Raw genomic sequence first — 13936 nt, forward strand, 5'->3', positions numbered from 1 at the left:
TGCGGAGGGCCGTTGAGGAGACCACAGCCCGGCGCGCGCGTGGGGACCGGGCTGCTTTCCCGTGCCGTCGGGTGGTCAGATGCCAGGCGGCAGTGCCTGAAACGCGGATCACGACACTAGTTCGCGCTGCACAGTGCTACGCCCTCCGCCGCCCAGCCGCTGGCCACCAGCGCCTGATAGGCGTCGAAGTCGGTCGTATAGCGGTGATTGGAGTCGTTGTACATCCACCGATTGTTGTAGGCGCGATAGACCGGACGCTCGCCTTGGCGACAGGCGCCGTTCTCGGGCAGCCTGGCGTAGAAGGCGATACCTTCGTAAGTCCAGCCCGGGTCGTGCTTCACCTGTTCGCACTCCTTCGCGTCTGCAGTATAGAAGTGGGAATTCGGGCCGACGCCCGGCGTACCGTAAAAGCGGCACACGGGTAACGCCCCCTCGGCGCCGTTGCTCCACGCATAAAAATAATCCAGCGTGTCGTACCACCCGGGACCCGCGGAGCCGCCGTTGATCAGCGCCGCTTCGGCTTTGCTGCCGGTGCGGAAATAGTGCTCGAGATCCGAATTGTAGAACTCGTAAACCAGCTGAACGCCGGCCAGCGCCGTGGCGCCTTCTATCGCGCCAATCGCACTGGCGATTCCGCTGCCGCAAATGCCGTAGGTTGCGCAGTAGCTGTAGGACGGAAAGGCGCGGGCGGTGAGCTGGATCAGTGCGCTCAACTCCGGACCGCTCAGGCCCGGGTTCATGCTCAGCGCCAACGCCGCCACGCCGGAGACATGGGGTGCGGCCATGCTCGTGCCCTGCATGTAAGCCCAGGTCGGGCTTCCGGCGGATTTGGTTCCCGATCCCACGGTGGACAGGATTCCCCCATTCGTGCCGTACACGTTCATGTCGCCGCCTGGGGCCGATACGTGCCCCGAGAAGCTGTAATTGCTGTAGGACGCCAGATCGCCGTATGGATCCACTGCCATGACAGTCAGTACGCCTTCGCAGCTCGCCGGCGTGTAATGTGCCACGTCGTCGGCCGCGTTGCCGGCCGCCACGACGATCAGTGCGCCTTGACCGATCACCTGATTGATGGCGTCCTGATAGGCGCGCGTGCAGCCTTGTCCGCTATAACCGCCGAGGCTCAGGTTGATGATCTGGGCTGGATGGGGATTGTCGGGCACGCCCGGAACCCTGAGGCCCGCCGCCCAGTACAATCCGTCGAGCAGATCCGACAAGGTGCCGCCGCATTTTCCCAGAACGCGCACCGGCAGAATGCGGGTACGCCAGGAAACCCCCGCGATGCCGGAACCATTGGCCCCGTCGGCGGCCACGATTCCACTGACGTGGGTGCCGTGCCACGAACTCCTCTGGGCCTCGCTGCCAGGGCCACATTCGCCTGCGGCAGAGTAACTTCCGGGATCGGTGGCGTCGGCGTCCCGGCCGTTGCCGTCATTCGAATAGGTTGCATCGGAGATGAAGTCATAGCCCGGCAGCAGCCTGCCGGCAAGCTCAGGGTGAGGCAGCACGCCACTGTCGACCACGGCGACCACGGTGTCGCTGGCGCCCGTGGTGTATTCCCACGCGAGCTTGGCGTCGATTCCGCCCGCAAAACCCTCTGCGGTGCCCATCAGGTTCCACTGCGATGAGACGAAATACGGATCGGTCGATTCCGCCTGATGGCGCGAGATGAAATCGGCTTCGACATGCTCGATGATGGGGAGCTTGGCGAGTTGCTGCACGATCGACTGCGTGTCGGCGAATCCCAGTGCCTGATCGAAGCGGAACACGTGCATGCGGCCGATCATCGCGCGACTGAATGCGATCGGAATCTTCGTCGCAGCCAGCACCGCCGCCAACATCGCATCCGGGGGCGGATGCCCCTGTTCGGCAAGGGATTGGGTGGCCGGATCCCGGAAACGGATGATCACCCCGCGCGAAAGCGGCTGATCGGCGTCAATGCCGGGCGGTTGCAGATCGGGGCTTGGCAGTTGCGCGCTGGTGATGGTCCTGTTCGACGAGGTGGCCGGCGCAAGGTCAAACAGGCCCTGTTGCCTGAGTACCGAGCCCATCAGGTGTTCCAGCTTCTGATCCCGTGCAGCGGCGCCAGATTCACGGGGCGGCTGCGCTCGCCCGGGCAATGACACGCCTTGGGCGCTGGCAAGGGTCGAAATTGCAGTGCAGCAACAGAGGAGGAGAAATCGACGCATCACGGTGGTACGGGTCCTTCTTCAGACTTCTTGCATGAACCGCGTGCGTTGCAGCGGGTCGGTCGGTGCTGCGATTGATCAAGGGGGCGCGACGCATTGCCCGGTGCCATCGAGGCGTGTCCGGCGCACCGCCCGGGCCGCTGGCCGCAGCGCGCTAGTGTAACAGCGCTCCGCAAGAGGATTGGGCCCACGGCGGAAACGTGCGCGCAGCGGGCTCAGGCAATGTCATCCGCAGGCCCGACCCAGCAGAACGGGTTGTGCGCGATTTCCCACAAATGGCCGTCGAGGTCCTTGAAGTAGCCGCTGTAGCCGCCCCAGAAGACCTTCTGTGGCGGTTTGACCAGGGTTGCGCCGGCCTTTACCGCGTGGGCCACGAGCGCATCGACCTCTCTTTCCGAGCCAAGGTTATGTGCCAGCGTGACGCCGCGAAAGCCGCTGCCCTCGGCAGGCACCTGAGCATCTTCGGCCAGCGCATCCCAGCCGTACAGACCGAGCCAGGTGCCATTCAGGGTAAAGAAGGCGACCGAGGGCGGAGAGTCCATGCGCGGAAGGCCAAGCCCCTTCTCGTAGAATTCGGTGGCCGCGGCGAGGTCGCGCACGCCGAGCGTAATCATGCTGATTCGGGGTTTCATTGCGGCGCCCTCCTTGATGACCGCTGACTGAACGGGGAATGGTAAGGCGAATGGGCATTTCCGCGAAGAGGCGATCGTGGGGGCGGGCGGACATTCTGTGTGTGCGTCGCATCGCTTGTCCGCGGCGAGACACGCAGGTGACCGACTCGGCGCGATGGGCCGGTGCCCTCGGGCGTAAAGCGTTACATTGGCGGCTCACGTTCAGGCGCTGTTCCGGCCGCAGGGAACCGACCCCCATGCGGTCTCGTCGAAATACCAGTTTCCGATTAACGCGGTCCGTCACCGAAGAGGACGTCCCACCCATGTTTCATGCTTTCTTTCCCCGCCCCAAGTGGTTCTTTCTGTCCTTCGCCATGTGGGCCAGTGCCTGCGTGGCGATGTGGTACGGCTTCGCGGCCGACCTCGCCGTGCATTTTCCCGGCGCGCATGCCGCACAGGCGACAGGTGACTCAGCGGGGAGCGACCTGTGGCAGTACGCGTACATGTTCATGGCCTATCTCGCCTTCGTGGTGCCGTGGTCGCTGAGCCGCAAGCAACCGTGGGCGCGGTGGTCGGTGCTCGGATCGGCGCTGATCGTGTTCATCACCTGGTTTCAGGTCGAAGTGAGCGTGATGCTCAACGAGTGGTATGGCGGGTTCTACGACCTGATCCAGAACGCGCTGTCGAAGCCGGGCAGCATTCGCGCAGCCGATTACTTTCACGAGCTTGCGACGGTGGCGTGGATCATCATGACGGCGGTGGCAGTGGCGGTGTTCAACCGCTTTTTCGTCAGTCATTACGTGTTCCGCTGGCGCACCGCCATGACTGCCCATTACACCGCGCACTGGCAGCGCGTGCGTCACATCGAGGGCGCCTCGCAGCGGATTCAGGAAGATACGATGCGCTTCGCGAGCATCGTCGAGAGCCTCGGGGTGAGTTTCCTCGAGTCGGTGATGACGCTGATCGCCTTCCTGCCCATCCTGTGGGTGCTGTCGGCCCAGGTGAGCGAGCTGCCGTTGATCGGCGAGGTGCCGCATGCGCTGGTGTTCGTCGCCATCGTGTGGTCGGTGTTCGGTACCGCACTGCTGGGACTGGCGGGAATACGGCTGCCCGGGCTGGAGTTCGGCAATCAGCGGGTGGAGGCAGCCTACCGCAAGGAACTGGTCATGGGCGAAGATCACGCCCACCGCGCCCATCCGGAGACGCTGTCGGAACTGTTCACCCGCGTGCGCTCGAACTATTTCCGGCTTTACTTCCACTATCTCTATTTCAACGTCGTGCGTTACGGCTACATCAATATCGGCCAGTTCGTCCCCTTGATCGCGTTGGCACCATCGATTGTCGCGGGTGCCTTCACACTGGGTGTCATGCAGCGCATCCTCAACGCCTTCAACCAGGTGGAGAGCTCGTTCCAGTACCTGGTGAATTCGTGGACGACCATCGTCGAGTTGCTGTCGATCTACAAGCGTTTGCGCAGCTTCGAAGCCGCCATCGCAGGCCAGCCGCTGCCTGGCATCGAACTGACCGCGGAGGTGGCACTGGCACCGGATGGAGGACGTTGAGGCTTGGCGCCCTAAGGACAGGCGGGTTTCGCGCTGGCGATCGGGCTGGGATGGGGATGGGTTCGGTCGGCCGTACTTCAAGCTCATCCCACTCCCAACCAGTCGTCTCGGCAAAGCCTCGCCGCTACGCTGGCAGCGAGCATTTCTCGCTGAAACCCCGGCGATGCCCTCCTTGAAGGAGGAGGCGCTCCATTCTTGCCCCTTCCCGGAACATACAAGGGGGTGGTCGCAGCTGCGCCCTCCCCACTATCTCGCCTGTTTGCTTGCCGGAGCGCCTAATATCCTTAGGAGAGCAGCGCGACAACAAGCAACGGGATGGAGGCGAGATCATGCTGACGATACAGGACTGCATCGAACTGTCCGATCTGACTGAAGAAGAAATCCTGGCAATCGCCGAGCACGAACATGTTCCGGAGATGATCGCCGTGGAGCTGGGGTGCTATCTGGTGCATACCGAGAGCGGCGAGAAGCGGATCAAGAAGATGATTGCAGAAGATATTGCGGATGCCCGCGGCAAGGGCGATTACAAGCACGCCGCCAGACTCAAGCTGGTGCTCAAGCACTATCTCGACGAGCACGCGAACCTGAAATAGGGGCGGGACGGGCGATATCTGTGCGCCCCGCGCCGCGGCGCGCTGCCAGCGTGCAGAAGAAGGGCACGTATTGCGCATGGCCGCCGCAGAAGACGACGTTCAGCCGCAGCGGATCGGCCGCGTCGGTAATGCCTTCCACTGCGGGCCACGGGGACAGGGTCGGGTCGGCTGCGCAGCGTTGCAGATGGGTTGCGTCGAGACCGGGGCGACGCACCTCGCCACCGCTGCTGTCGACGTAGGCCACGATATTGCCGGTGCCGAAGGTCTCGCCCAGTGCCTGCACCAGCGTCAGGAAGCCGCGATCGCTGCCGCCCCGCAGGCGAAGGGACTGACCGTCGCGCGTGTGCGCGCTGGAGCTGACCGTATCGCCCACGCCGACGATGCGCGGCATGTGTGCTGGATCGAAACTCGACTTGGCAAGGCCCAGCAAGGCGTAGTGATCGCGAGGTGCCTGGCGGGCATTGAAGGCCTCCCCCAGCGGGTAGTGGCCGGTGTGCTGAAAATAGTAGTGATTGAGGATCACCAGCACGCCGGTTTCCTTCACCGCGCCCCTGATCATGAACTGGAAATCGGTCGTGCCCGCATTGCCGTCGTCGCCGTCGCGGACAAGCTCGCGGGCGTCGGGGCCGCGTCCCTGGTTCGGTGCGTAGTGCACGAAGAATGCGTCCGCCAGGCCGACCGCCTCAGCTTCCTGCAGCAGGCTGTCCATGAAGGCTTCGAGCGCGCGCTGCAACTGGCGGTAGCGCTCGGGCTGCGCGCCGAAGCGCTGATGGAGAGGGTTGATATTCACCGTTGGCGACGCGATGTTGTCGAGCACGGTCACGTCCACGAGTGCGTCGATGTCGTCGGCGTCGAGCGCAAAGGGCGGGCTTGCGAGCAGGTCGGCGAGGAATCGCACGGCGCGGGCCGGTACTGTGCTCAGGAAGGCCAGTTCGTCTGCACTGACACCGGGATGCGAAACCCTGCCATGGCGGTCCTGGAACTGCACACCGCCAGCGGCCAGGCCGGGCAGGTACAGGCCATGCTGCTGCGCCCGCGTCGGGTGCTCGAGCGCCTTGTCGATGATGCCGTTTACTCCGCGACTGCCTATGTGCTCGCCATTGGTGAGCACATAGAACTGGCCGTCCAGTTGGCCGGCCGCTTCCACGTAGCGCGGTTCGATACTGCGCGTGAGCGGGTCGCCTACCAGTCCCATACAGACACCATCCAGGTCCTGGATAATGAGCAGGCGATCGGTGGCGGCAAGGTCGTCGATCAGGTCGGTGTGATCGAGCACAAAGAGTCGGTCGGCATGGGGCATGCCCTCATTCTACCGGTCGCAGCGGCCGTTCCCGACCGGGTCGTGCTTCAGCGCGTCGACATCTGCGCTACGTCGGCTCAATTCACGAGGCGGGTGGCAAACGCGTCGACCGCTTTCCAGTCGAGGTAGGTTTCGGCCGGAATCGGCTGACTGACCACGTAGCCCTGCGCCACATCGCAGCCTTGCGCGGCCAGATGTTGCCAGCCGGCGCGGTCCTCGACGCCTTCGGCCACCACCTCCAGATCGAGGTCGTGCGCGAGGTCGATGGTGGAGCGCACGATCACGTCGGAGTCGGTGTCCGACAGCATCGAGTGCACAAAGGACTTGTCGATCTTGATCGCATCGACCGGCAGCTTCTGCAGGTAGGCGAGCGAGGAATAGCCTGTGCCGAAGTCGTCGATGAACAGCTCGATGCCCAGATCCTTGAGCCGCCGCATGCTCTCGAGTCCGCCGCTCGGGTCTTGCATCAGCGCACTCTCGGTAAGCTCGAACTGCACCCCTTCCGGCTCACCACCCCAGGTCGCCAGCAGGTTGCGTACTCGCTCGGTCAGTCTCGGATCGCGCAGGTCGCGCGCCGAGAGGTTGACCGCCAGTGGCAGCAGGACCCCGGCTTCACGCCAGACGTAGCTTTGCCGAAAGGCCGCCTGCATCACCCAGTCGGTGAGCGGACTGATGAGCCCGCTGTGTTCGGCCAGTCCGATGAACTCGTCGGGCCAGAGCATGCCAAGGCGGGGGTGCTCCCACCGCACGAGGGCCTCGACGCCGCACACCTCGCGATTCGAGAAGCGCACCTTGGGCTGACAGAAGAGGCGCAATTCGTTGCTGTCGATGGCGCGATGAAGGTCGCCGATGAGCGCCAGTCGGCGCGCGCATTCGCGGTCGCGTCCGCCGGTGTACAAGGCCATGCCGTGGCCGTGGTGACGGGCCTGATGCATGGCGACGTTGGCGCGGCGAATGAGGGCGTCAGGTTCGGTACCGTGCCCGGGAAAGATGGCGATGCCGATGCTGCCGCCGGCATCGAGCATGACCTCGCCGATCGCGACCGGTTCGAACATCTCGGTCAGTATCCGCTGCGCGGTGCGCGACGCGGCGCCGGCATCGCAGTCGGGCAGCAGCACCGCGAACTCGGCTTCGCCCATGCGTGCGATATTCAGCGTCTCGGGCACCACCCGTGCGACGCGGGCGGCGATCTCGCACAGCATGGCATCGCCCTGGTGATAGCCCAGGGTTTCGTTGATTTCCTGGAAATGGTCGATGCCGAGCATCAGCAAGGCCAGCGGGCGATGATCGCGCTTGGCCGCCTCGACTTCCTCTTCCAGCCGTATGCGAAGGCGCCAGCGATTGGGCAGGCCGGTGAGGGTATCGCACTCGGCCATGCGGCGCACGGCCGCCTCGGCCTCGAGGGTGCGTTGGCGCGTGCGCAGCGTCTCGACGCCGAAGGCGAGGTCGTCCGCAAGCTCGCTGAGCAGATCGGCCTCGGCGGCATCGAAGGCGTCGGCTTCGGTGGCGGCGATCGACAGGTTGCCGATGACGGTGCCCCCCACGCGCAAAGGAAACGCGCTGATGGCAGCGTAACCGCGACGCAGCGCCTCATCGCGCCACAGCACCAGATCGGGATCATTGAGCACGTTGCGGCCGATACTCGGCTCACCGGTGCGGATCGCCGTTCCGGTGGCACCGCGACCCCGCTCGGCATCTGCCCAGGTGATGCGCAGGCCTTCGAGATGGGCGAGCTCGACGCCGACGTGGGCCATCACCTTGATGCTCTGCGCGGCGTCGTGCTGCGCGTAGCCCACCCAGGCATAACGATAGCCGCCCTCTTCAACGATGATGCGGCAAATCTCGCACAGCAGGGTGTGTTCATCCGTTGCACGCACGAGCGTCCGGTTTACAGCGCTCAGGGTCTTTCGTGCGCGATCCACCCGGCGCAGTTCGTCCTCGGCGCGCGCATGGCGGATCGCCGCACGCATGGAACCGATGCCATGGGCAAGGCTGCGCGCGGCTTCGAACAGAAGCTCTATTTCGGCCGTGTGAAAGGCCCCCGCATCGGCCGGCTTTAACAGCAGCGCACCGAACGGGCCGGCTCCGTCCTCCAGTGGCAGCACCGCCACCCCGGCCGCTTCCGTGCCGCCGGCGCTGCCTGAGATCGACTGCACCCACGGCAGGCCGCGATGGAGTGCGGTGACGATTTCGTCCTCGTCGACCATCCCGTCTACCACGCCAGTTCCACGTGCAGCCATGCCGCGCAACTGGCCGCCATCCTCGTCCAGATAGCCGATCCATGCCCCGGCGTAGCCGGCCAGGTCGACCGCTGCCGCGCATACATCACGCAGCAGGGCATCCTCATCTGCTTCGCCGTTCAACATCGAATGAAGCGCACGCAACAGGGTCAAGGCCCGGCTACCCGGCCACGGCACCGCATCGGGCTCGAAGTCGTCGGCTCGCCTTTCCGGATCGTGCATGTTCATGACCTCACCTCCACAGACCCGACCCTGCCATACAAGCAGTACACGCCTGATGATTGGACGCCAGATCCTCTTAAAGGTTAGCTCACGCCGAACCGCTTTTTCGGCCTCAATCGGGGGGCGTGTGGCTGACGTCACGGTACGGCGGAATTCGACCCGCCGGTACGCCGATTCCGCGTACGTGGCCAGGTGGCGGCAATCGCCAGGGGAACAAATCGGGTCTTGCTGTGGGTGGGGAATTGGAGAACACTCCAGCTATCCCAATTGTCACAAATCCGTCATGACGCCGCTTTCACCCGAATCGCTGTTCAGCTATTGGTCGGCAAACGAGATCGCGACCAATATCGTGGTTTTCATGAACATGGTCGGGGCGCTGTTTCTGGGCTTCATCGTCGGCTACGAGCGCTCTTACCATGGCCGTGCCGCAGGCATGCGGACCTACGGACTGGTCTGCGTGGCGTCGTGCGCCGTCACCGTCATCGCGGGCTATCCGGCATCGTGGTTCGGTGGTGCTGCGTTGCTGCAGAGTGCCTCCACCGCCGTCCCCATGCCCGACCCGACGCGTGTCATCCAGGGCATTGTCACCGGCGTGGGCTTTCTCGGCGCCGGCGTGATCATGAAGGAAGGTCTGAACATCAGCGGTCTGACCACGGCGGCGTCGATCTGGTCGGCGTCGGTAATCGGCATCCTGGTCGGCATCGGTTTTTATGGCGCGGCCATCCTGCTCACCATTCTGTCGGCTGGCTGCATGATGTACGTGTCGAAGCTGGAATACCTGCTGCCGTCGCGCCACGCCATCGCGATCGTCCTGCATTTTGTTCCCGACTTCAAACCGGACGAGGCCAGCGTCGGCGAAGCAATGCTGGCGCGCGGCTACGAAATCGCCAGCGGTTCGTTCGCCATCAACTACAAGGGCAATTGTCAGGAGTGGCGCTTCGTTGCCGTTGCGCTCGGCAGAGGGCGGGGCGAAAGACTGTCGAAAATGTCGGTAAACCTGATCGGTCTGCCCGGCCTGGATAGCTTCAGCATTGCCCATGCGCGGAACTAGTGAAGTGGTGCGCGCTTGTCCGTTCAGGGAAAGAACGGAGTCTCTCCCTTTTCGAGTGGGCATGGCCGGGGTTTTCACAGAGCATTCCCCGTTGCCGGCTTAGCGGAGAGGCTTTGCCGAGACGACCCATAGAGACGGGAATGGGTTCCGTTGGCGGCACTTCAAACCCATCCCCCTCCCAACCTCCCCCTTGAAGGGGGAGGAGCTCTGTTCTTGCCCTTTCCTGGAACATACAAGGAGAAGGAACCTACTAAAAAGAATGAACCCGCGAAGGCGAGGGAACCGGCTAATGAGGGTCGGGGGGGCTCGTCTCCCCCTCGTCTTCAGGGGTAAAGGTGGGGTTTCGTGAAGCGTCGTTCGCTGCCGCCTGAACGGCAGCCTCGTGGCGATGGCTGTCGGGTTGGGGTGGCACCGTTTGGCTCCCTCCCCTTCAAGGGGAGGGCTGGGGTGGGGATGGGTTTCGCAATTGTCCCAACGACCCATTCATCCATCCTTGCCTTGAACAGACCACCCCCACATACGCCAGACCACGCCATCAGCCAAGTCTATGCAGCGCGCAGATCTTGTTGCCCGACGGATCACGCAGATAGGCAAGATAGAGCTTTCCCGCCGGGCTTTCGCGCACGCCCGGCGGATCTTCGCAACTGATGCCGCCGTTGGCGACCCCCGCCGCATGCCAGGCGTCCACCGCTGCCGTGCTCTCCGCCGCGAAGCCCAGGGTGCCGCCATTGCCATGGCAGGCCGGTTCGCCGTTGATCGGCTTGGTCAGGCCGAACAGGCCGCTGTTGTTCTTGTAGAAGCAACGTCCCTTGGGATCCATGACACCGGGCCCGAGGCCCAGCGTTCCCAGCACCGCATCGTAGAAAGTCTTCGAAGCCTGCATGTCGTTAGCGCCAACGAATACGTGACTGAACATCTGTTGTCTCCATGTTGGAATTGAATGACCGTCATTCGGTCGGGTTCCTGTCCTCGTGCCTGGGCTGCGCGCCGTCGGCGGTCAGGGCTTGCACCGCTCATGGCGTCTTCACCTCGATGAACCATTTCGGGTGCATCTCATCGAAATCCGTCCGGATATTCGATGGCAGGTAGCTGGCCGAGTCCAGCACGCAAGCATGACCATCTGCGCGCCTGAATACAACCCAGTGCCAGAAATCCCTGCCTTCTTCCCGGTGATGCTTGATAGACAGCAGGGCCAGGTCAGGCAACGCATCCCACGACACGAACGGCGTCTCATCGGCGGACGTCTCGACGCCGGCGGCCGCCAGCATCCGCCGGACATGTCGGGTGTCCGACCACAGCGACTTGTCGTCCGCGTGAATACCCATCGCATTGGCGACGGCCTTCATCTCGGCGTAGGTCCTGCCGAGGATGTTGGCAGCGGCGGCGATGCCGCAGCCGGTGGGTTCTTCCTGTATGACGGGTTTGAACATGCGGCAACTCCGGGGCTGAATAGGGTCCTGCGGCTTTAGTGCTGCAGCTTGCAGCATCGGCACTCTGGCTGGCAATAACCGTGACGGTTCCGGCGCATCTGGCGGTAGTTGGTGACGTCGAGACGCATACCATCCGGGTCGATGAAAAAGGTGACCCAGTAGTCCGCTGCGTACTCAGGGTAAAGTCCCGTCTCCGACGCCGCTACGCCAACGGGATACTCGACCCGAAGGCAGAAATGATGAAGCCCTGGTGCATAGGGGGCTTGCTCATTGGCGTCGTGCGGCGGTCGAATAGGTCCGGGCGGCAAGTGCCGATCAGCTGATCTTGCGACGCAAGACAAAAATACCGCCCAGGACCATCAGTGCCGACAGCAGAATGCGGCCCCAGTCAGAAAGCATCGGAATCGGCGTTGCCAGTGGTGCACCGGGGCCACCCGGATCAACGATGACCGAGTTCGCCAACAGGTCGTCATCACCTGCGCCGCCATCCTGCAGGGTCAGCGTGACGGTATTGCCGCTGATGGTGGCACCAGCGAACTGATACCAATGGGCCACCGGGTTGGCGATGGTCTTGCCGTATTTCCACCAGACCGTTCCGGGGGGCAGATTACTCGGATAAGTGATGGTGACCGTGGCACCGGAACCCGCTGCGCCAGTCACCAGACGCAAGTCGAACAGGCCGTGTGGGAAGGTGTAACCGGCGGGTAGGCTCGGTGGGGATTTGGCATGACCGGTGGTTGCGATGAAGCCGGCGGAATTGACCGTATCAACCGTCCAGGTGCTGCCGCTGATTTCAGCGCGGGCATTGCCGGAGGTGGTGCCGGTGAGGGCATTGGGCGCCGAGCAACTGGCATTGGTGCCACTGCTGCTTCCGTTGCAGCTCCACGCCCAGGGACTCGCACTCGAGACCCCGCTGGCGGTGCCGGCAACGCATAGATTGCTTGTTGGTGCGAAGGCGGTGGCGACGCCGTCGGCGCTGCCGCAGCTGCCGTTGACGATGGGGACCAGATCGATGGCGTTGCCATTCTTGACCGCGCCCAGATCGATGTCGGTGCAATCGTCGGTGACCACGAGGTTCGCCGAACTCAGCGTGGTGGCGGAAATGACGCCGGGCAGCGTGGTCCCGGTGGTGATGCCGCCGCAGGTGGCTGGATTGCCGGTAATGACCTCGATTTTTGCCCCGGCTGGCAGGCTGGCACTGCCGCTTACGGTGAGTTTGCCGAATTGGCTACTGGCGTTGACCTTGACTCGCAAGGTGCCGACGGTGCCAGAGATGGCCTGCGTGTAGCCGCCATTGAGGGTGGAGTTGGTATTGGCGGGTAGAACGATGGTGCCCGCATTGGTCAGCGGGCCTGTGCCCTGCAGACTCAACTGGCCATCGAGAGTGCCACCGGCCTGGTTGGCAATCAGCGTCAGCGCGCTGGCGGCATCGGTACGGATCGATGCCGCGGGGCCGGTAATGGTGCCGCTGTTGGAAATCGTGCCGCTGGTGGCGGCGAGCACGTTGATGCCGTACCCAGCGCCGCCGGTGGCCGTGATCTGGCCGCTGTTAGTGATGTCCAATGGTCCGGCGGCGGAATTGGCGCTGACGCCGTGCTGGCCGGAAACCGACCCCCCATTCGAGATGTCGATGGTGCCCGACGGGGTTTCCGCTGCAATGGCGTAGTCGTCGGCGGCGGTGATGTTACCGGTCAGCGTATTGGTGACGGTGACATTTCCGTAGGCGCCGACGGTTCCAGGATCCATGTCTACCCCGGCGCGAATACCCGAGTAGCCGGCACGCGTTGCCACCACGGCTGGATCGTCGGCGGCAGTCAGCGTGCCGCTGTTGATGACGGTGACGTCGCCATATTCCGATGCACCCTGAAGCGCGCTGTCGTCACCAGAGCTGACAATGCCGGAGTTGGTGATGCTGGCCGCGCCGTTATTCGACCAGGCGACCAAGCCCTGGCGGGTGGTCGAGGTGACGGTGCCGCCGATGTTGTTAATGGTGGACAAGCCTTGATAGTTGATCGAACGGGCGCCCGCCTGATAGGCGTTGACGGTGCCGGTATTCGTGATGCTGACCACCACCGGGCTGGAGACAAGATCGTTGTATCCACCGTCCGCATACAGGCCCCGATCAGTCACCGAAGTGACATGCCCGTCATTGCTGACCGTGACCGGCCCCAGGTTGGTGCTTGCGGTTACGCCATCGGAACCGGTCGAGTGTACGGTGGCCGCAGACGTGATGGAGATGGCTCCGGACGTGTCGTTGCGAACCCAGATTCCGCCAAAGCCCCCGTTCGAGGTGATATTGACCGTGGACTCCGCCGTTACGGTGGCTTTGCGGTTGGCCTCCGTCGTCTGCATGATGACGCCGCTGTAATCCGTTCTGTTGATGACGGTGTTGCCGGTCAGGTTGAGCGTTTGATCGTAGGGGCCGCTCGCACCCGGGTCTGGACGGAGTTCGACCGATGCCGTGGTTTCACTGTCTACCGTCAGTGAGGTGGTGCCGGTGCCTGTCATGAACTGGATGTAATCCGCGGCACAATGCTGGGCGATGATGGTGCCGGTGCTGGTGCAGGCGGCGTACGCGGCAAGTGGATTGACGATGGCGCCAATGGCCGTGAACATCAAGCTCCGTCTGACGTTGCGACGAGCTTGGGCATTGAGCTGGAGTCCTTGGGTCGTGAGCTTCATTTGTATGGTCTATGACGGTGGACGTTCTAGAGTGCATAGACCGATACCGAACTGCA

The 13936-nt window shown here is 63.5% G+C and carries 10 protein-coding genes; 3 read left to right on the forward strand and 7 right to left on the reverse strand.

Features of this window, described 5'->3' with window-relative positions; translation table 11 throughout:
- Positions 1-116: 116 nt before the first annotated feature.
- Together J5J83_RS03250 and J5J83_RS03255 are read right to left on the reverse strand one after the other, a co-directional pair.
- Positions 117-2051, reverse strand: coding sequence for a S8 family peptidase (locus tag J5J83_RS03250; RefSeq protein ID WP_212345382.1), 1935 nt, complete (start codon positions 2049-2051; stop codon positions 117-119).
- 353 nt (positions 2052-2404) lie between these two features.
- The gene (locus J5J83_RS03255) at positions 2405-2821 is read right to left on the reverse strand and encodes a VOC family protein (protein ID WP_212345384.1); all 417 of its coding nucleotides are present in this window, start codon (positions 2819-2821) and stop codon (positions 2405-2407) included.
- A gap of 302 nt (positions 2822-3123) precedes the next feature.
- Here J5J83_RS03255 and sbmA point away from each other — a divergent pair, with 302 nt between their 5' ends.
- Entirely contained in the window at positions 3124-4362 is a 1239-nt protein-coding gene (sbmA, locus tag J5J83_RS03260) for a peptide antibiotic transporter SbmA (protein ID WP_212345386.1), read from the forward strand.
- Positions 4363-4691: 329 nt separating this feature from the next.
- The gene (locus J5J83_RS03265) at positions 4692-4955 is read left to right on the forward strand and encodes a hypothetical protein (protein ID WP_212345388.1); all 264 of its coding nucleotides are present in this window, start codon (positions 4692-4694) and stop codon (positions 4953-4955) included.
- Here the strand turns inward: J5J83_RS03265 and stpA are convergent.
- Complete coding sequence (gene stpA / locus J5J83_RS03270) at positions 4918-6255, reverse strand: glucosylglycerol 3-phosphatase (RefSeq protein WP_212345390.1); 1338 nt, start codon at positions 6253-6255, stop codon at positions 4918-4920. The genes J5J83_RS03265 and stpA overlap by 38 nt on opposite strands.
- Positions 6256-6332: 77 nt before the next feature.
- Positions 6333-8723, reverse strand: a complete 2391-nt coding sequence (locus J5J83_RS03275; protein ID WP_349251856.1) for an EAL domain-containing protein — start codon at positions 8721-8723, stop codon at positions 6333-6335.
- 277 nt (positions 8724-9000) lie between these two features.
- On the opposite strand from J5J83_RS03275, the gene J5J83_RS03280 reads away from it, so the two are divergent.
- A complete protein-coding gene (locus J5J83_RS03280; protein WP_212345393.1) occupies positions 9001-9768 on the forward strand; it encodes an MgtC/SapB family protein in 768 nt (255 codons plus the stop codon).
- Positions 9769-10303: 535 nt separating this feature from the next.
- Here the strand turns inward: J5J83_RS03280 and J5J83_RS03285 are convergent.
- The 3 genes from J5J83_RS03285 to J5J83_RS03295 form a co-directional block, all read right to left on the reverse strand.
- A complete protein-coding gene (locus J5J83_RS03285; RefSeq protein WP_212345396.1) occupies positions 10304-10684 on the reverse strand; it encodes a VOC family protein in 381 nt (126 codons plus the stop codon).
- A 97-nt stretch (positions 10685-10781) separates the two neighbouring features.
- Positions 10782-11255, reverse strand: a complete 474-nt coding sequence (locus tag J5J83_RS03290) for a hypothetical protein (protein WP_212345399.1) — start codon at positions 11253-11255, stop codon at positions 10782-10784.
- 258 nt (positions 11256-11513) lie between these two features.
- Positions 11514-13814, reverse strand: a complete 2301-nt coding sequence (locus J5J83_RS03295; protein ID WP_212345402.1) for a choice-of-anchor U domain-containing protein — start codon at positions 13812-13814, stop codon at positions 11514-11516.
- Positions 13815-13936 lie beyond the last annotated feature (122 nt).

The organism is Azoarcus sp. L1K30 (assembly GCF_018122735.1).
Classification (GTDB): Bacteria; Pseudomonadota; Gammaproteobacteria; order Burkholderiales; family Rhodocyclaceae; genus Parazoarcus.